This window comes from Flavobacterium sp. (assembly GCF_035292545.1).
GTDB lineage: Bacteria > Bacteroidota > Bacteroidia > Flavobacteriales > Flavobacteriaceae > Flavobacterium.
Genome location: NZ_DATDPV010000032.1, coordinates 50,255 through 71,264, shown reverse-complemented (window position 1 = coordinate 71,264; position 21,010 = coordinate 50,255). Strand labels below are relative to the sequence as shown.

Here is a 21,010-nt window from a genome sequence, read left to right as displayed (position 1 = left end):
TATTTTTATTTTAGTTCTAATAATACAATTTCATAGTCGGTGTTTAAGGTCACCTTTCCATTTTTTACGGTCGTGAATTTTCCGGAATAGGCATCTCTTAATGTTGTGCCTTCTTCAAAAACAGTTCCTGTAGAAATGTTTTTTTCTCCTTTGGGCATATCTAATGCTACAACGATTTTATCAGTGAAAGTATCTTTTTCAAAAGTCCTGCTGAAAATATAAGGCTTCGCTTGAATTTGATTGTGAATTCCTGCACCTACCGCTGGATGGTTTTTTCGGAATTGACCTAATTTCTGAAAATGAGTCAGGATTTCTTTTGTTTTTTCGTTGTTATTAATGTCATCCCAATTCATGAATGACCGCAAAGTGGCATCACCCTGAGTGCCTTCGATGTCTAATGACCTTGCGCTTTCGTCTCCATAATATACTTGGGAAATTCCGGGAGCCAACAACAATTTGGTTCCTGCCTCAAAAGGCTTTTCTCTTTTTTTGTCAAAAGGCCAGCTGTCATCATGGGAAGACACATAATTCATGACACTGAACCCTTTTAAATCGGAGTTTAAAATAGTTGAGTATTTAGAAAACACGGGTTCATAACCCATTTTCGCTTCGTTTCTAAAGTCAAAGTTGATTAAACTGGAGAATCCGTTTTCGAAATAGTTGACTTTTTTGTCACCAAAATCATAAAGCAATTTTCCACCAATGTTGTATCCGTAAACTTCTCCCACGATAAAAAACGGATTATTATCCAATACTTTTTTCGGGTTCTGTTTCTTGTAATCTGCAAAAGCCTGATTGCAAACTTTTTTGAAATCAGCCCAAACATTTTCATAGGTATGTTTCACAGTATCCACGCGGTAGCCGTCAATTCCATAATCAGTAATGTAATCGGACAGCCATTTCATAATATAAAATCGTGGCGCTCTTGGATAGCCTGTTTTTGCAAAAAAAGCGTCTAATGATTTCATTTCTTGTTCATACCGACCTTCTTTTCTCCATTTTTCCACTAAAAATTGAGGAACAGTTACCTCTTGATTGCTTTCGGTTTTTACATCGGGAAGATTTTCCACAAGCGTACAATTGATATAAGAATCATAAGAATTGTAAGTGCATTTTGGAGCCGTTCTGACCCAGTCATTTGGGTAAACAGCATCTTCCGGCGTGACCGGTCCGGTGTGATTAATTACCGCATCAAGTAAAACACGAATGCCTTTTGCATGCGCCTTGGCAACCAATTCCGCAAGATCTGCTTTGGTTCCAAAACTGGGATCAAGGCTCGACCAATCTCTTGCCCAATACCCATGAAATCCATAGGAAAATCCGGTTCCTTCATCCACGCCATTGTGAATTTGTTCTACAACGGGGGTAAGCCAAATGGCGTTTATTCCTAATTTGTCAAAATAACCTTCGTCAATTTTTTGGATAATTCCTCGTATGTCACCGCCTTCAAAACCACGGAGTTTTCCGGTAGGTTTTGTTCGGTTGAAATTCAAATCGTTGTCAGGATTTCCATTTTTGAATCTATCGGTTAACAGAAAATAAACATTGGCGCCTTCCCAAACGAAAGGTGTTTTGGTTTCTTTTTTTGCGGTTTCTTTAGTTGAAGAACAACTGGAGAAAAGCAATGTAAAAAACAATAGTGTAAACAGATTTTTCATAGGCTTTTACAGTTGAATTTTGATTTCATTTTCAGATCCTTTTTTCAAAGAAATAGGGATTTCAATGCTGTTTTTATTTGTTTTAAATGAAATTGATATTCCGTTTAATGTTGCTTTTTTTGCTTTGATGTTATGAATAATCAATGTGACATTTTTGTCTTTTGGTTGATAGCTTTTTCCAACTTCCGAGTTCAATTTGATAGTTAAAATTTTAGCTTTAATAACACTTTTAAAATTCAAAATTTCAAATGCTCCTTTTTCAAAAGCATTTGATGTTTCTCCATTGTCATCATAAAGAATTCCTTTGCTTTCAGTAGTTTTTCTATCAAAATAATAATGTAATTCAAAATTTTCAATACTATATTTAGAAGTGTTTTGAATCGTTTTTATCATCGGAATAAAAGCACCGCCACGAACAAAAACCGGGATGTGATCTTCTGTAACGGCGATAGTTGAAGTGGTTCCGGCTGACTGTTTTTTATCAGAATAGAAATCAAACCAGTTATTATTTTTTGGAAAATAAATAGAGGTTGAAGTAATTCCGGCTTTAGTAATTGGAGTCACCAAAAAATCATTTCCCCAAAGATAGGTTTCGCAAATATTTGATAATTTAAGGTTTGCAGGTTCTTCAAAAAATAATGGTCGCATCAAAGGTGTTCCCTTTTGATTGTTTTCGAAGGCCAAAGTATAATTGTAAGGCAGCATCTGATACCGCAATTCTATCTGTTTTTTAGCTTTTGCTTTGGTAACGATGTCTTTATAAACGGGTTCAGAAGCAACATCTTCCTGTGCATGCGGACGGAAAATCGGTTGAAAAACACCGTATTGCAGCCAACGAATGTATAGTTCATTGTCAAAATAATCTCCCGCAAATCCGCCTAAATCAGAATGCATATAACCCATTCCCTGCATTCCCATTTGCAATGCGATTTCGGTTTGAGATTGCAATCCGCCCCAAGTTCTGCTGACATCACCGGACCAAGGAATCATTCCAAATCGCTGTGAACCGGAATAACCGGAACGCATCAGAATAAATGGACGCTGGTTCGGAAACTCTTTCTGATATCCTTCCTGAACAAGTTTTGCCCAATTGTGTCCGTAAATGTTATGCAGTTCATCGGCACTTCCAATAGCGTGTTGCAATTTTGAGGGATGTACTTCCGGCTCTCCCAAATCGCCCCACCAGCCGCCAACGCCCTGATTGATTAAATTTTTGTAAATGTTCCAAAACCACTCTTTTCCTTCTGGCTTGAAAATGTCGATTAATCCGGTGTTTCCAAAGTAAAAATCATATTTAAATGGACTTCCTGATTTGTCGGTTGCCAGGATTTTTTTTCCCACGGCTTCCTCCCATTTGTTGGAAGTGGTGAGAATAAAAGGTTCGGTAATTAAAATGGTTTTTACACCTTTGGCATTCAAATCGGCAATCATTTTTGTTGGAGTAGGGAAGTTGTCTTTATCCCAATCCAGATTGCCCATGGTTCCCTGAACCGTTTTTCCGAACCAATATAAATCCAAAATAATGGCATCAACAGGGATTTCGTCGTTGTTAAATTTGTCAATAGTTTTTAGCACTTCGTCTTGCGAATGATACCCAAAACGACTCGAGAAATTACCTAATGTCCAACGGGCTGGCAAAGGCTGTTTTCCTGTTAAATCTGTATAATTGGAGATTAAATCTGTCCAGGAATCTCCTGCAATTACCTGATAGGTTTTTCTACCGGAAATGGTTTCGTAAGCTAAAGTATTGTCTTTTTTACTGTCTAAATCCAAATAACCGATGGGTGCATTATCAAAATGAACGGCATAAATTTTTGACGACATTACGATGGGCATCGTGAAATTCATTAATTCGGCACGGGTTTCATAGCCATAATGAGCCCGATTGTATAATTGTAAACGATTTCCTCTTCGGTTCATTCCTAAAGCGCGCGCACCACCACCGTAAAGCACTTCGGAGTTATCTAAATTAAAATCTATAATTTCTGTAGAATCTTTTTTGGTGTAGCCGTTTTTTTCAGAAAGAAGCAGTTTGTCTTTATAGAAGTATGAAATTTTAAAAGGTGATTTCTGAATGGCAACTACGATTCCTTTAGTTGTAAATCGGATTGAATTTGAATCTTCGGTTACTTTTGAAATTCCGGTTTTTGGAACTAAAACAACTGCATGGGAATTTGGATTGTATGTTTCTCCATTTGGAATGAAGGAGGTTTCTACAATTTTATCCGAGTAGGGTTTGATACGATATATACCATCAGAAGTTTTAATTTCTAAAGTATTGTTGCCTTCTTTGAAATTTTCATACTTCCTGTTTGCATTTTGGGCAAAAGCAACTGTGGTGGAAATAAATAAAATCAGTATTCTGAAAATAGTCTTGTTCATATGGTTTTTTTTAGCCCCGATTGCGCCGGTATCCTCGTAACGCAGTGAAGAGATAAAGGCAAAAGCGGGAAATAGCTCCTAATTATTTTTCCAATTCTAATATTAGAACCGATTTTCCTTCTATTGAGATTTCATTCTTCAAATCAATTGATTTTCCGGATAAAATCTCTTTTCCGGTTTTATAATTTTGAATGCTTTCCTGAAATCGATTGGTTTTTATGGTTTGATTCGTGGTGTTATTATTCATCACCACCATAACCGATTTAGTATCCGTATAACGAAAATAAACATAGACGTTATTCTCCGGGATATAATGTTTCATTTTGCCGAAATGAACCGTTTCATTGGTTTTTCTCCAATTGAATAATTTGGAGGTAAAATCATGGAATTTTTGTTGTTCAGTATTTCTTCCAGATTGAGTAAAAGCGTTGTTGGCATCACCATACCATCCACCGGGAAAATCTTTGCGGATGTCGGCATCCCCTTTATTTTTGTCGCCGCTCATGCCAATTTCTGAACCATAATACAATTGCGGAATTCCACGAACTGTGGCAAGTAAAGCCATTCCCATTTGGTATTTTTTGAAATCGTTTTTATAAATTTCATTAAAACGATTGGTATCATGATTTTCGACAAAAGTCAGAAGATTATTAGGATTGGGATAAAGAAAATCATTGGTAAAATTCTCATACACTTTAATCATTCCCTTGTCCCAAGTGCCTTCATCTTCGTTGAAAACATTGCCAAAAGCATCGTGTAAAGTGAAATCCATCACACTTGGTAAATTGGAATTGTAATTTTGAATGGTTCCAATTTTACTGTCTTTTTGCCAATAGGCCATTTGCGACTGATTGTGCATCCAGACTTCGCCAACAATGTTGAAATTTGGATATTCATCCGTGATGGCTTTGGTCCATTTTGCAATACCTTCTTTGTCATTGTAGGAATAGGTGTCGACACGAAATCCATCTAAATCGGCATATTCTATCCACCAAATTGCGTTTTGTGTCAGATAATTTAACAGCAATGGATTCGATTGGTTTAAATCCGGCATTGATTTTACAAACCAGCCGTCCATGCATATTTTGGTGTCGATTTCGGAAGCATTTGGGTCGAATTGCGTAGTCATTCGGTAATTGGTTTGCGCATAACCGGGAAATTGATGCACCCAGTCGTAAGTTGGCAAATCTTTCATCATCCAATGTTCTGCACCCCAATGATTGGTCACGTAATCCATGATTAGTTTCATGTCGCGTTGGTGCAATTCTGATGACAATCGGACATAATCCTCATTGGTTCCATATCTCGGATCGATTTTATAAACATCGGACTGGCCATAAGTATGATACGAATATTGTTTGTCGTTGTCTTCGCAAAGCGGTGTTGGCCAAAGTGCCGTAGCGCCCAATTCTTTGAGGTAATCTAAATTTTTTATCATTCCCTCGATGTCGCCGCCGTGTCTGCCGCCGGGATTGTTTCTGTCGGCTTTTTCGGTAACCGATTGGTCACTGTCGTTATTCGGGTTTCCGTTTGCAAATCGGTCGGACATAATCAGGTAAATTAGGTCTGAAGCATCGTAACTTTTGCGCAAAGCGGAATTTTCTCTTCGAGGTTTTAAGGAATATTTTTTGGTGAAAGCCACTTTTTTATTTTTCGAAAAGGAAAAAACTAAATCTTGGGCTGTACTATTTTTTGTGTCGATGGTTACGAAAACGTAGTTAGGATTTTCGGTTTTTTGAATATTTTTAATGATGGTATTATTGGAAACAGAAACTTCGTTTTGGGCAATATTTTTACCGTAGAACATGATTTGTAATTCCGGATTATGCATTCCTGCATACCAAAAAGGTGGTTCAACCTTGTCGATTTGAGCAAAAATTGCGGATGAAATAAAAAGGAATAGAAAGATTATTTTTTTCATTTTATTTTAATTTAAAAAACCCTTTCAGCGCCTGAAACGCTGAAAGGGTTAAGTTTTATTAAACTGTCACCAAGTTATCCGGTTCTACCAAAATCGCTTTTCCGTTCACAAAAACGGTTAAGGTTTTTGAACCTTCGAGCGATAATTTAGTTTCATTTTGACTGATGGAAACTTTCAGTATTTGGTTTCTAAAATTGATTTTAAAGGAATAACCATTCCATTCTTTTGGAATTTTTGGAGAGAAATGTAACGCGTCATTTTTTACACGCATTCCTCCAAAACCTTCTACGATGCTCATCCATGTTCCTGCCATACTTGTGATGTGACAACCTTCTTCGACTTCTTTGTTGTAATCGTCTAAATCCAGTCGGGACGTTCTTAAATAGAAAGTATAGGCCATATCCATTTTGTCTAAAACGGCCGCTTGTATCGAATGGACACATGGAGAAAGCGAACTTTCATGGACTGTAAATGCTTCGTAAAACTCGAAATTTTGTTTCAATTCGTCTTTCGAAAAATGTTCTTCGAAGAAATAAAAACATTGTAAAACGTCTGCTTGTTTGATATAAGGCGAACGCAATATTCTGTCCCAGGACCATTTTTGATTGATTGGTCTTTGGCTTTTATCCAAGTTGGCGACCTTAACTAAATCTTTGTCTAAAAAACCATCTTGCTGCAAATACACTTTGTGTTCTTCGGAATAAGGGAAATACATATTGTCTGCCACTTGTTTCCAGGAATGTAATTCTGTATGGGTAAGTTTTACTTTTTCGGTAATTCTCTTGTGGTCGGAAGGGTATTCCAAGGACACTTTTTGAATTTGCTCGTACGTATAATCAATACACCATTTGGCTATATAATTCGTGTAGAAATTATTGTTTACGTTGTTTTCGTATTCATTCGGGCCAGTAACGCCCAAAATCACATATTGATTGTGATTGGTCGAATAATTCGCTCTTTGATGCCAAAAACGGGCAATTCCGATTAAAACTTCCAAACCTTTTTCAGGGATATAAGAGTAATCTCCAGTAAAACGATAATAATTAAAAATGGCAAATGCGATGGCTCCGTTTCTGTGAATTTCTTCAAAAGTAATTTCCCATTCGTTATGGCATTCTTCCCCATTCATCGTTACCATCGGATATAAAGCGGCGCCGTTTGTAAAGCCTAATTTCTCTGCATTTTCAATGGCTTTGTCCAACTGATTGTAACGGTAAGTCAGTAAGTTTCGGGCAACCTGCTGGTCTTTGGTCGCCATATAAAACGGGATGCAATAGGCTTCGGTATCCCAATACGTGGAACCGCCGTATTTTTCACCGGTAAATCCTTTTGGACCAATATTCAAACGGGAATCTTTTCCTAAATAGGTTTGATTCAATTGAAAAATATTAAAACGAATGCCTTGTTGTGCTTTTACATCGCCTTCGATTGTGATGTCTGACATTTCCCAAATTTTTGCCCAAGCAGCAATCTGTTCTTGTAATAATTGATCGTACCCTTTTGCTAAACCCTTTTGTATTGCATTTTCTGCGGCAGAAAGCGTGTTTTCATGATTAAGAGAAACCGTATAACCGCCCATTTTTTGGATGGATGATTTTTCGCCTTGAGCGGCAGTAACGGAATAGCTAAATTGTACTTTATCATTTGAAGCATCCACCTTTTCCGGAGAAAGGTTGAGATCTTTATCATTTGCAAAAATGGTATTTTGCATGAAAGTAGTCACTTTAAAATGGGTTTTGAACGTTCTGGCCGTTACAAAAGCTTCATTTTCTAAATGTTTTACTTCGAGCGGTTCCCAGAATTTTTCATCCCAATTGGCATCTTCATTGGTAACGCCGGCATCGATATAGGGTTTGTAAACTATTTTGGCTTCCTTATTTAAAGGTATAATTTCATAATTGATCATGCCGACTTCATCTAAATCCAATGAAAGAAAACGACGCACGTTTACCGAGATTTCAGTTCCGTTTTGCAAAGAGGCTTCAAAGGAACGATGATACCAGCCTTCCTTCATATTCAGTTCTCTTCGGAAGTTGGAGATGGTTTTGCAAGTAGCTAAATCCAGATTTTCTCCGTTAATTTCAATATCGATTCCAATCCAGTTTGGGGCATTCAGTACTTTGGCAAAATATTCAGGATAACCATTTTTCCACCAGCCTACTTTGGTTTTGTCAGGATAATAAATTCCGGCAATATAGCTTCCCTGAAATGTAGGTCCTGTATAATTTTCTTCAAAATTAGCACGTTGCCCCATCGCGCCGTTTCCAATACTGAAAAGGCTTTCGGATGATTTTGCTCGCTCGAAATCAAATCCTTCTTCAATGATGGACCAGTTATCTGGTTTTATATAATCTTGATTCATTTGTTTAATTTAATAGTTTTTCAACTGAGATTGACATTTTAAAATTAGTGTGATTCTAACTTTATCCGTTTCGTATATTATTTCTTAATCAAAGCTTCAATAAAGTCAAAGTCCATGGTTGTAAAGTCTTTGAAGATAAACTTTGCTTCATGCAATATTTCATTTTTACCAATGCCAATACTTATCATTTGTGCTACATTGGCGGCTTGAATTCCGGCAACCGAATCTTCAAAAACGATGGCATTTTTGTTAGAGGTATTCAGTAATTGTGCAGCTCTTAGAAAAACCTCCGGATCGGGTTTTGCATTGGACACATCATTTCCGTCGACTATAGCGTCAAAATAATGGATGATTTTTGTTTTTTCTAAAATAGGCCTGGCGTTTTTACTCGCGGATCCCAAGGCAATTAATTGATTGTTTTCTTTCAAAAATTCTAAAATCGGCATAACGCCCGGCAAAATTTCTCTTTCATCCATATCTACTAAATAGGATAAGTAAACTTCATTTTTTTGAATGAGCCATTTGGTTTTTTCTTCGTGCGAAGCATCAATTTTGCCTAATTCTAAAATGATATCAAGGGAACGTACGCGGCTTACACCTTTTAATTCTTCGTTGTGTTCTGTGGTAAATTCGATATTTAATTCCTGGGCTAATTTTTGCCAGGCTAAAAAATGATATTTCGCCGTGTCAACGATTACACCGTCCAAATCGAATATAAATGCTTTTTTATTCATTGATGTCAATCTTTTTGTTGGCGGAAACACCAAGCGTTAATAGTCCTGCCAGAATCATGGAACAACCCCCGATTATCAGTGCGTAAACCGGTTCTCCATTGAAGAATTCTTTTATTAAAAATCCTAAAATAGTTCCGGCAACAATTTGCGGGATTACAATAAAAAAGTTGAAAACACCCATATAATACCCCATTTTGTTAGAAGGCAGAGCACCAGATAACATGGAATAAGGAATGGATAAAATACTTGCCCAAGCGATACCTACACCAACCATAGCCAATAATAATCCTATTTTATCTGAAAGAAAATAAATGGAGATCAGTCCGATTCCACCAAAAATTAGCGCTAACATGTGTGTGATTTTGTTATTGGTTTTTCTGGCCAGGACGGGTAATAAAAAGGCAACGGCAGCCGCAACACCATTATAAACGGTGAACATCACTGAAACCCAGTCGGCAGAATCATTATATAATTTTGAGGTAGTGTCATTCGTACCAAATACATGTCCTGTTACTGCTTTTGTGGTGTAAATCCACATCGCAAATAAGGCAAACCAAGAGAAAAACTGAACCCAAGCGAGTTGTTTCATCGTTTTTGGCATGTTTAATAAATCGGTCACAATGATGGTAAAACCATTGCTGACATTGCTTTTTCGAAGTTGTGAGACCATCGTAAAAAGAAGTCCCGCAACCAATAATCCTACAGAAAGTATATAGAGTTCTTTGTGATCATTTCCTTGAGAATTGATGTGGTGGACATAAACGGAAGCTAAAGCCCCAATCAACAGTAAAACCAAACCAATGAGTAATTGTTTTTTTATCGTAACACCAGTTTTGTCTGATAGTTCTTCCTGATTTGTAAGTGACGCTTTTTTTGATTCATCAAAAGCTTTTAATTCTTCGGGAGAATATTCTTTGGATTTGTAAACGGTCCATAGAACGGTTAGAAAAAATACAATTCCACCGACATAAAAGGACCATTTTACAGACGAAGGGATAATTCCTTCAGGAGCTGTATTTTCAATTCCGAACCAATTCGTAAAGACATAAGGTAGCGCTGAGCCTACAACGGCACCGATTCCGATAAAAAAACTTTGCATGGCAAAACCCAATGTTCTTTGTTCTTCGGGTAAATTATCGCCCACAAAAGCCCTAAAAGGTTCCATAGAAATATTAATGGACGAATCCATAATCCATAAGGTTCCAATAGCTATCCAAAGGGTTGGAGAGTTGGGCATGATGATTAACGTGATGGCTGATAAAATAGCACCCACTAAGAAATAGGGTCTTCTTCTTCCTAACTTTGTCCAAGTTCTATCTGAAAAATATCCAACTATTGGTTGCACGATTAATCCTGTAAGAGGTGCTGCTAACCAATAAAGACCAATTTTGTCTACATCTGCGCCAAGCGTGTCAAAAATTCTTGACGTATTTGCGTTTTGTAGGGCAAAACCGAACTGTATCCCTAAGAAACCGAAACTCATGTTCCAAATTTCCCAGAAACCTAATTTACGCTTTTCCATTATCGTTGTTTAATAATTTATAAACGATAAGCGTTATGCTTATCAAGACTTAAATTTATTTTCGAAGTAAAAGTATAAGCTTGATAATCGCGGTAAATATATAATTTTTTTTTAAGGTGTAACTTTTTTGTAAAAATTTAAATTATTTCAGGGTTGATTCCCGTTCTATAAGTTCGGTTTCAATGACCTCTGTTTTGTAATGTTCTTCCCTTTCCTCATCTTCCTCATCATTGCTTTCAGCTTCTAATCTGTCGATGAGCATTTTTGCTGCTTTGGCGCCCATTTTTACTCCGTTTTGGCTTACGGTTGTGATGCTTGGAGAGGAATATTTTGAAATAATTCCGTCTGTAAATCCAATGACTGAGATGTCTTCGGGTACTTTTTTGCCTAATTTGGAAGCCATTTTTATGGCAGTAACAGCAAATAATTCATTTACGGCAAATATGGCATCAATAGTATTATTTTTTAATAACGTTTCAATATTGTGTTCGAAATTTTCGGTATCTTCTATTTTTAATATCAGGTTTTCATCGAGTTTAATGTCGTTGTTTTTCAGTGCTTTGATGTAACCTTCCGTTCTCAATTTACCAACACTGACGTAATCTACTGTTGTGATTAACGCAATTTTTTTGAATCCTTTATCTATTAAATGCTGGGTCGCATTAAAAGCCGCCAAACTATCATCTATAATTACTTTGTCGCAAAGGATGTCGTTAGTCACACGGTCAAACATAACCACCGGCATTCCTTGGTTTATAACTTCAGCGATATGATGAAAATCTTTTTTCTGTTGTGTTTCTTTTGATAAAGACATGATAAATCCATCGATACTGCCGTTGGCCAGCATTTCCATATTAATGACTTCTTTATCAAACGATTCATGGGAAAGACAAACTAAAACATTATAGCCTTTTTCATTTGCAAAACCTTCGACACCGCTGATGATGGTTGTGAAAAAATGATGTATAATTTCTGGAATAATAATACAGATGGTTTTCGTTTTTCTGTTTTTTAAACTAAGCGCAATATTGTTGGGTTTATAGTTGTAAAATTTGGCAAATGCCTGAATTTTTTCACGCGTATCCTTACTGATTTCCAGACTGTTTCTTAAAGATTTTGAAACCGTTGAAATGGATACGTCTAATTCTTTAGCAATTTGTTTAAGGGTGACCTTTCTTTTCATGATTTGAATTGGATAATTACTAATTTCTTAAAAAAGTTAAATTTAATTTTATTAACGGTAAATTTATCCTTAAAAATTTAAATAATACAGAAAGTTTTCAACACTATTACGTTTTCGTAAGCCAATTATAAATCGTTTGTGTTGAACAAATAAAAATTTAACTAAGTTTAACATTCGAAGTTAAGTATAAGCACTAAAACTACAATTTTTTAACCTAAACAAAATGTATGAAAACAATTTATAAAAAGTTGTTATTTTTATTTCTGCTACTGCCGTTTAGTGTTCTGTCTCAGAACATTGTAAGCGGAATTGTTCTTGATAAAGCATCAGGACAACCCTTACCGGGAGTAAATGTAGTTGTTCAAGGCACTACAAATGGTACCTCAACTGATTTTGACGGAAAATTCCAATTAATGAAATTAAATAAAGGAGATAAAATCCTTTTTTCCTTCATTGGATTCAAAAATGCAACAGTTGAATATTCCAATCAAACCTCAATTAACCTTAGTCTTGAAGAAGATGCGAACCAACTGGAAGAAGTTGTAGTTCAGGTGGGTTATGGGACTGTGAAGAAAAAAGATGCAACAGGAGCTGTAACTGTATTGTCAGCAAAAGATTTCAATAAAGGAGCAATAGTTTCTGTAGATCAATTGTTAGCCGGAAAAGCCGCTGGTGTTAGAATTACAACTACTGGAGGACAGCCTGACGCTGCACCAAATATCAGGATTAGAGGCGGGGCATCATTAAGTGCTTCGAACGATCCTTTAATTATTATTGACGGAGTGCCTATCAGCAATGAAAATCCTGCAGGAGTAAGCAATCCTTTTTCACTAATTAATCCAAATGACGTAGAGAGTTTTTCTATATTAAAAGACGCTTCAGCTACAGCAATTTACGGTGTAAGAGCTTCTAATGGGGTAATTATTATTACTACTAAGAAAGGTTCGGCCGGTGCACCACAATTCAATTATTCGGCGTCTGTTTCTGCCGGAAAAGTGGGCGATAAAATAAATGTGATGGATGGTAATGAATTTGTTAAATTTATCCAACAATACCATTCAGACAAAACCAATTCGTTAGGAATTGATGATCCTACGAATGCACTTACTGATGATCTTGCAACCCCTGAAATTGAAGGTAGAATAATAGCTAATACAGATTGGCAGGATCAAATTTTCAGAACTTCAATCTCTACAGATCATAATTTCAGTGCTCGTGCTAATTTGTATAATAAAATACCTTTCAGAGCATCCTTCGGTTATACTAACAATCAAGGTTTAGTAAAAACAAATGATTACGAACGTTTCAATTATTCCTTTAAAATGACTCCTAAATTATTAGACGATCATTTGAAAGTTGATGTTAATGCCAAAGGGACTTATACAGATAAAAATGCTATTGATGATGGAGGAGCTTTGGGCGGTGCTGTAAGTATGGACCCAACAAAACCTGTTTTTGACACGTCATTAAATAATAAATTTGGTGGGTATTATCAATATACAACACAGAATGGTGATAGAGATTTAATAGACGGTGCAGCAAATCCATTAGCATTATTGGAACAAAGAATCAGACCTGAAAGAACCTTGCGTTTTTTAGGAAATGTTGAATTAGATTACAAAATGCACTTTTTACCAGAAATGAGAGCAGTCGTGAATTTAGGATTAGATGCTTCTCAGTCCAGAATTAGAGAAGTATATGGCGATAATGCAGTTGCTACCTATAGATTTAACCAAGGGACAGACCCTGCTTCAAACTATGTGTTTAATCCAGGTTTACATTACCTTGAAAATCAAACTTCAACAAATAAAACGATGGATGCTTATTTAGTATACACCAAAAACTTAACAGGTTTTGTAACTAAATTTGATGCACAAGGAGGATATTCGTATCAGGATTTTAAAATTGACGGCAATAAAGAAACGTATCGTTATAATACTGATACGGGAATAAGAGAACAATTTTTAGAAAATGAATTAATACCTAACAGTAGATATTATAAACCTATAAATTTGCAAGCTTTTTTCGGAAGAACAAATGTTGATTTGTTAAATAGATATTTGTTTACTTTTACATTTAGAGCTGATGGTTCTTCATTATTTAAAGAAAATAAAAGATGGGGTTATTTCCCGGCAGCAGGTTTTGCCTGGAAAATAAAAGAAGAATCCTTTCTTAAAGATTCTAACTTAATTCAGGACTTGAAACTGAGGTTAGGATGGGGAAAAACCGGTCAACAAAATATAACAAATAGTGTAGGATATTTTCCTTCAAGACCTCTTTTTGGAATAGATAACAGTAATAGTCAATATTTGCCAGGCACTAATTCCTATTCAGCATTGCCTTTTAATCCTGATGTAACTTGGGAAAAGACCAGTACTTTTAATTTAGGATTAGATTTCGAATTTTTCAAAAATGGAATTTTATCTGGTAATTTTGATATTTATCAACGTAAAACAAATGATTTGTTAGCAGTTGTTCCTATGCCACCAGGTCAATATCTTAGAGATCAGTTAATTTCTAACGTTGGTTCTACTGAGAGTAAAGGACTTGAATTGGGATTAAATGTTAAAGCAATTCAAACGGATGAATTTTCTTTAGGCTTCAATAGTAATATTGCTTATAATTATAGTGAAGTTAATGATTTGAAAGGAATTTCGGCAGTGCAAGCTTTAGAAAGCACTTTGCCAACAGGAACTGGAGTTATTTTGGCATACCATGCGGTAGGTCATCAACCTTATTCTGCGTGGGTATTTCAACAGCTATATGACAGTAACGGTCAGCCAATTGTTGGCGCTTACACCGATTTAAATGGCGATAATAAAATCGATAATGATGACCGATATTACAAAGCATTACGCCCAAACTGGACTTATGGATTCGGAACAAATGTCAATTATAAAAATTGGGATTTAACAGCGAATTTCAGAGGTCAAATAGGTGGACAGGTTTATAATACCAGAATTCTTACTGCTGGATTTACCGACAGAGCCACTCAGGGTACTTCGAATGCACTTAATAACGTATTGGATTTTTATGACGGAAGTGCTAATCCACTTTTCACTGATTTCAATGGAAATGCTACTTTTTCTGATTACATGTTAGAAGATGCTACTTTTTTACGTTGTGATAACATTACATTAGGGTACAAGTTTACTAAATTTGTTAAGAAATCATCTTTAAGAGTTTATGGTTCAGTGAATAACGCATTTATTGTGACCGATTATTCTGGTCAGGATCCTGAGAATTTTAACTCAATCGATAACAACTTCTATCCAAGACCAAGAATCTACACTTTTGGTGTAAGTCTTGATTTTTAATTTTATTAATTACTACTATGAAAAATTTAAAATTTAACATTATAGCATTAGGATTATTCATGCTGTTGCTGAGTAGTTGTACTGATGATTTAAATACCGAACCAAAGGTAGAAGTTACATTAGAACAATTATTGGCTAGCGATCCAAACGCCATAACAGGATTATTATCCAAAATGTATGGTGCGTTTGCACTATCCGGCCCAAATGGCCCTGGAAGTTCTGACATTAGTGATGATCCGGGAGAATCTCCTTTTTTAAGAGGAATTATCAATTTACAGGATTTTACTGCAGATGATATGAAAAATCGTTGGGGAGACAATGGATTGGATCAATTGACAACGACTTCCAATTGGGATGCAAACAATAAATTCTTTAGATATTTATACAACAGGGTTTATTATACCGTGCCACAATGTAACAACATCATAAACGTGCTTAACAATGTGGATGTTCCAAATAAAGTGCAGTACCAAAGTGAATTGAGATTCTTACGTTCTTTGGCGTATTATTATATGATTGATTGTTTTGGAAAAGGCGTATTGGTAACTGAAGCTGATTTAGGAAGCGGTGTTCCAAAACCACAATCTTCCAGAGTAGAAATGTTCAATTTCGTAGAAGCGGAACTTTTAGACATTGAAAATACACTTCCGGTGGCTAATGACTATGGTCGTGCTAACAAAGCTGTTGCCAGAATGTTATTGGCAAAATTGTATTTGAATGCTGAAGTTTATACTGGAGAAGCAAGATATGATGATGCTTTGATTTATACTAAAAAGGTTATTGACGAGGGCGGGTATTCCTTGGCTACTAATTTCCAAAGTTTGTTTTCTGGAGACAACAATGTTACAGATGCTAAAAACGAAATTATTTATGCGTTAATCGCTGATCCGTTAGTGAGCCAAAGTTATGGTAACACTACTTATCTTGTAAATGGTAGTTTAAATACCGAAACGATGACACTTAGTACTTATGGCGCCACACAAGGTTGGGGTGGTCACAGAGCTACAAAAGCATGGTATGGTTTGTATGGAAATTTAGCTACATCTACTGATGTTAGAGCACAATCATTCTGGACTGGCGGTCATAGCTATGAAATGAATGATTATAAAAAATGGACTGACGGTTATCCGACCACTAAATTCAGAAATTCAAATTTTACAGGAACTTCAGTTCCAACTGATTTTTCAGGAACTGATTTCCCTTTATTTAGATTAGCAGATGCGTATTTAATGTATGCGGAATGTGTGTCAAGAGGTGCAGCTGGAGGAAATAATACGTTAGCATTACAATATGTTAATGAGGTAAGAACAAGATCTAATGCTACTCCAATTGATTTGAGTCAATTGAATGAGAATTTTATACTTGACGAAAGAGCCAGAGAATTAAACTTCGAAGGTCACAGAAGAACAGATTTGATTCGTTTCGGGAAATTCGCAGGTGGTACTTATTTATGGCCTTGGAAAGGTGGCGTAAAAGAAGGAACTTCAATTCCATCAACTTACAATTTATTCCCAATTCCTTTGACTGCGCTTCAGGCAAATCCAAATTTAACTCAAAACCCAGGTTATTAATATTAAACTTTATTTAAAATGAAAAATATACTAAAAACATCAATTTTTGCCTTTATGCTGATTGCATTAGGCGCATGTACGAACGATAAAGACCCAGTCGCGACAAGTGAAGGCGGGCCAGTACTTCTTACGCCAGAATCTGGATCTGAATTTGTTTTAAATCCAGCAAATGAAGACGATGTAATTGCAACATTGGTATGGGACCATAGTGAATTTGGAGTTCCTACCTCTGGAAGTTATACTGTTGAGATTGCCGAAACCGGAACTAATTTTACAGACCTGATTGTAGCTGGAACTACATCAAATAGATTCTTATCTTGGACCGTTTCAGAATTGAACGGATTACTTGCGGCTCCACGTTTTATGCCTTATGCTCAAACTGAAATTGATGTAAGGATAAAATCTTCACTTGGAACAGCTGAAAATGCTATTGTACAATATTCAAATGTGATAACGATAAAAGTTACACCTTATACTACTGAAAATCCAAGAATCGCAGTGCCAGGAAATCACCAAGGATGGTCACCGGCAACAGCGCCAACTTTGGCTTCTTCAGGTTATGGAGAAACTGATTATGAAGGTTATGTTTGGTTGGATGGAGAATTCAAATTTTTAGCACCAAAACCTGATGGAACTTTTGATTGGGGAACAATGGATTGGGGTGATGACGGAAGTTTTTCAGGTATTTTAACAGAGCAAAATGAATCTAATGCTACTGCAACTGTAGGTTACTATAGAGTTAAAGCAGATACAGATGGACTTACTTATTCAGCTGAACCAACTGTTTGGGGAATTATCGGGGCTGCTACTCCTGGAGGCTGGGATAACAGTACGCCGTTAACTTATAACGCGACGACTCAAACTTGGTCAGCAGATATGACTTTGAGCGCAGGAGAGTTTAAATTTAGAGCAAACAATGCTTGGACAATTGACCTTGGTGGCGATCCTGACGGAGATGGTTCCATGAATTATAGTGGTCCAAATTTATCAGTTGCAACTGGAGGAAACTATCATGTTGTTTTAGATTTAAGTAATCCAAGACAATACACTTACACCGTGACATTAAATTAATTTTATAATATAAAAGAGAGCTTTCCTTAGGGAGAGCTCTTTTTTTTCTAATTATTTATCTATGAAAAAAATATACCTACTAATAGGGTTGATATTTTTCTGCAGTAACATTACTTTTTCACAAGTAACTACAACCCCTTCACCGCCAGAAGCTAATCAGGCAGTGACTATTTATTTTAATAAGGCAACTACAGGGTTGTCAACTTATAATGGTACAATTTACGCACATATAGGCGTGACAGTCAATAATGCGCAGTGGCAGAATGTTCAAGGGACATGGGGTAATAATACAACGCAACCGGCATTAACTTTTGTTTCAGGAACTACTTATAGTTTAACCATTACACCCGATTTGTATACTTATTTTGGAGTTTCTGCTTCAAATTCTTTAACGCAGATTTCTGTAGTTTTTAGATCAGACAGTGGCGCTTCCCAATCACCGGATTACTTTATTAATGTTGGAGCTTTTCAGGCGACCTTAAATTCTCCAGCATTAAATAGTACTACTATCTTAAATTCAGGAAGTAACTTAAACATAACGGCATCTAATACAAATGGAACTGCAAATTATAACCTGCTCGCTAATGGCGTAAGTATTTCTTCCGCTTCCGGAACTTCGTTTGCTTACAATGACACTAATATTACATCAAATAGGAGTTATGATTTACAGATAACTCAAGGTGCAACAACATTCTCAAGAAAATCGTCCGTAGTTATTAATCCCGGAACAATCTCTCAAGCATTGCCTGGTGGTTTAATTGATGGAATTAATTATAATTCTGGGGATGCTACAAAAGCCACGTTGGTTTTAGACGCACCTTTAAAAGATTTTATTTACGTAGCAGGAAGTTTCAATAACTGGAATCCTGATACAAATTATGCCATGAAAAAAGACCCGACTACCGGCAAGTTTTGGTTAGAATTAGCCGGTCTTGTTTCTGGTCAGAATTACACTTATCAATATTGGGTTGTAGATGCCACTCCGATTGCAAATTCACCTTCAGTGGTAAAAACGGCGGATCCGTTTTCGACATTAGTATTGTCTTCTTTTGATGATCCTTATATTTCAGCAACGACATATCCTAACATGCCGGTATATCCAATTGGCCAAGATAGAGAAGTTACGGTTTTAAAAACAGGCCAGACGGCTTACAATTGGCAAGTGACCAACTTTAATAAGCCAAAGAAAGAAGATTTAATAGTTTATGAAGTATTGATCAGAGATTTTGATGCCAACAGGAATTTTCAGGATTTAATTAATAAGATTGATTATTTTAAAAATTTAAAAATCAATGCCATCCAATTAATGCCGGTAATGGAATTTGAAGGAAACGAAAGCTGGGGTTATAATACGGCTTTTCACATGGCTTTGGATAAATTTTATGGAACATCCGATAAGTTCAAGGAATTTGTAGATCTATGCCATCAAAATGGAATTGCGGTAATTCTGGACGTAGCCCTAAATCATGCTTTTGGTCGAAATCCAATGGTAAGAATGTGGATGAAAGATGCAGAGAGTGACGGATGGGGAGATCCAAGTGCGGAGAATCCCTATTTCAATGAATTTGCCAAACACAGTTATAGCGTAGGTTCCGATTTTAATCATACTTCAAGCCTGACAAAAAACTACACCAAACGTGTCATAAAACAATGGGTACAAGAGTATAAAATTGATGGTTTCCGTTGGGATTTAACCAAAGGTTTTACTCAAAATTGTTCCGGTGGCGATGATGCCTGCACGAATGCTTACCAAGCTGACAGGGTTGCTGTTTTGAAAGAATATGCGGATTATTCATGGAGTTTAGATCCTACCCATTATGCTATATTTGAACATTTAGGAACAGATAGTGAAGAGCAGCAATGGGCAAACTATAGGCTTTCTGAAACGCCGAGCAAAGGGATTATGATGTGGGGAGAACTAACCTATCCATACACTCAGTTAATTGAAGGATTTTCAACAGGCGCTGATATTACAAGAATGGGGCACCTGAGCAGAGGATTTACAGCAAAAAGACTAATGGGATATCCTGAGAGTCATGATAAAGAACGATTGATGTATAGCGCCATGACTTATGGAAATGGAGCAGGAACGGCACCGCCATTAAATAATCTGAATAATGCTTTAGGTAGAATGTCCGCTATTGGAGCCACTTCGATTCTTGTTCCGGGACCAAAAATGATTTGGCATTTCGCCGATTTAGGAATGCAGAATTCCATTTATGCCTGTAACAACGGAACGGTAAATACCGAAAGTGATCCAACTGCGGGTGATTGTAAATTAGATACAAAACAACAGCCTCAATGGACAGAGAATTGGTTAGGGATTACCCAAAGAGCTCAAATCTACAACGATTGGGCAAAAATGATTGCTTTGAAAATCAACGAACCTGTTTTTGAAGGGAACTATTCCATCAGTATAGACGGCAGTAATATCAGACAAAGAATTTACATTTATGACGATGCGTTGCCATCAACCCAATTGAAAAATGTGGTAGTTCTTGCTAATTTCTCTGTGGCTGCCCAAAATATCAATCCTAATTTTCCTTATACAGGAACCTGGTATAACTTAATGGATAATTCATCGGTCAATGTGACCAGTACTACGGCAACAATATCGCTTGCTCCGGGACAATTTAAAATTTATGGAAATAAACTGTCTACTTTGAACACGGATGAATTCACAAATATGAATTTCGTCAATTTGGCACCAAATCCATCTCATGAGTTTTTTGGGATTAATGTTGCTACCTCAAAAGTGCAGCTGTTTTCTATAACCGGTCAAATGGTAAAATCTTTTGAAGGGCTTCACAACGAGGAACATAAATATGACTGCAGCGATTTGCCAAGCGGAATTTATATAGCAAAAATCTTCGATACAAACGATCGTGAGAAAACCATGAAGTTAATCAAACAATAAAAATAAAGTTAGTTAGTGTGTTTGTTAAAAAACCATCCCATAAGCGGATGGTTTTTTTTTGCTCTATTTTGTTATTAAAATAAAATATTTACTTGATATTTAAATGAGAAGTTGATGCCATTTCATTAGTTTGATGAATGAATAATTTAATTGTGTTCATTTGAAATCAATAAATTTCAGAAAATGGAGCGGTTGAAACTTTACAAAAAGTTTAATCGGGAAAGGTATATAAACAAAAAACCCGAATATTTCTATTCGGGTTTCGTGGTACCTCCAGGGATCGAACCAGGGACACATGGATTTTCAGTCCATTGCTCTACCATCTGAGCTAAGGTACCTTGCTTGTAGCGGGTGCAAATATAGGATGTTTTT

At 36.3% G+C, this 21,010-nt stretch carries 11 protein-coding genes and 1 tRNA gene; 4 read left to right on the top strand and 8 right to left on the bottom strand.

What is annotated here, in order from left to right:
• Positions 1 to 5: 5 nt before the first annotated feature.
• The 7 genes from VI621_RS05050 to VI621_RS05020 form a co-directional block, all read right to left on the bottom strand.
• Positions 6 to 1,658, bottom strand: coding sequence for an alpha-amylase family glycosyl hydrolase (locus VI621_RS05050; RefSeq protein WP_324217293.1), 1,653 nt, complete (start codon positions 1,656 to 1,658; stop codon positions 6 to 8).
• A gap of 6 nt (positions 1,659 to 1,664) precedes the next feature.
• On the bottom strand, positions 1,665 to 4,040 hold the full coding sequence (locus VI621_RS05045) for a TIM-barrel domain-containing protein (protein ID WP_324217292.1): 2,376 nt from the start codon (positions 4,038 to 4,040) through the stop codon (positions 1,665 to 1,667).
• A gap of 82 nt (positions 4,041 to 4,122) precedes the next feature.
• Positions 4,123 to 5,961, bottom strand: coding sequence for a glycoside hydrolase family 13 protein (locus VI621_RS05040; protein WP_324217291.1), 1,839 nt, complete (start codon positions 5,959 to 5,961; stop codon positions 4,123 to 4,125).
• Positions 5,962 to 6,019: 58 nt separating this feature from the next.
• The gene (locus tag VI621_RS05035) at positions 6,020 to 8,323 is read right to left on the bottom strand and encodes a glycoside hydrolase family 65 protein (protein ID WP_324217290.1); all 2,304 of its coding nucleotides are present in this window, start codon (positions 8,321 to 8,323) and stop codon (positions 6,020 to 6,022) included.
• Between the two features lie 77 nt (positions 8,324 to 8,400).
• On the bottom strand, positions 8,401 to 9,057 hold the full coding sequence (pgmB, locus tag VI621_RS05030; RefSeq protein WP_324217289.1) for a beta-phosphoglucomutase: 657 nt from the start codon (positions 9,055 to 9,057) through the stop codon (positions 8,401 to 8,403).
• Positions 9,050 to 10,579 (bottom strand): MFS transporter, encoded by a 1,530-nt coding sequence (locus VI621_RS05025; RefSeq protein ID WP_324217288.1) that lies wholly within the window; start codon positions 10,577 to 10,579, stop codon positions 9,050 to 9,052. Before VI621_RS05025 ends, pgmB begins: the two co-directional genes overlap by 8 nt.
• 142 nt (positions 10,580 to 10,721) lie before the next feature.
• Positions 10,722 to 11,762 carry a LacI family DNA-binding transcriptional regulator gene (locus VI621_RS05020; RefSeq protein WP_324217287.1) on the bottom strand — a complete coding sequence of 347 codons (1,041 nt, stop codon included), beginning with the start codon at positions 11,760 to 11,762 and terminating at the stop codon, positions 10,722 to 10,724.
• A 227-nt stretch (positions 11,763 to 11,989) separates the two neighbouring features.
• Between VI621_RS05020 and VI621_RS05015 the strand changes: the two genes are divergently transcribed.
• From VI621_RS05015 to VI621_RS05000, 4 genes are all read left to right on the top strand, one after another.
• Positions 11,990 to 15,079, top strand: a complete 3,090-nt coding sequence (locus tag VI621_RS05015) for a TonB-dependent receptor (RefSeq protein WP_324217286.1) — start codon at positions 11,990 to 11,992, stop codon at positions 15,077 to 15,079.
• Between the two features lie 17 nt (positions 15,080 to 15,096).
• Entirely contained in the window at positions 15,097 to 16,650 is a 1,554-nt protein-coding gene (locus VI621_RS05010) for a RagB/SusD family nutrient uptake outer membrane protein (RefSeq protein WP_324217285.1), read from the top strand.
• A gap of 18 nt (positions 16,651 to 16,668) precedes the next feature.
• Positions 16,669 to 17,721, top strand: a complete 1,053-nt coding sequence (locus VI621_RS05005; protein ID WP_324217284.1) for a SusE domain-containing protein — start codon at positions 16,669 to 16,671, stop codon at positions 17,719 to 17,721.
• Positions 17,722 to 17,782: 61 nt separating this feature from the next.
• Positions 17,783 to 20,638: an alpha-amylase family glycosyl hydrolase gene (locus tag VI621_RS05000; RefSeq protein WP_324217283.1), complete on the top strand. Its 2,856-nt coding sequence runs from the start codon at positions 17,783 to 17,785 to the stop codon at positions 20,636 to 20,638.
• A 265-nt stretch (positions 20,639 to 20,903) separates the two neighbouring features.
• On the opposite strand, the gene VI621_RS04995 is transcribed toward VI621_RS05000, so the two are convergent.
• Positions 20,904 to 20,976, bottom strand: a tRNA-Phe gene (locus tag VI621_RS04995).
• Positions 20,977 to 21,010 lie beyond the last annotated feature (34 nt).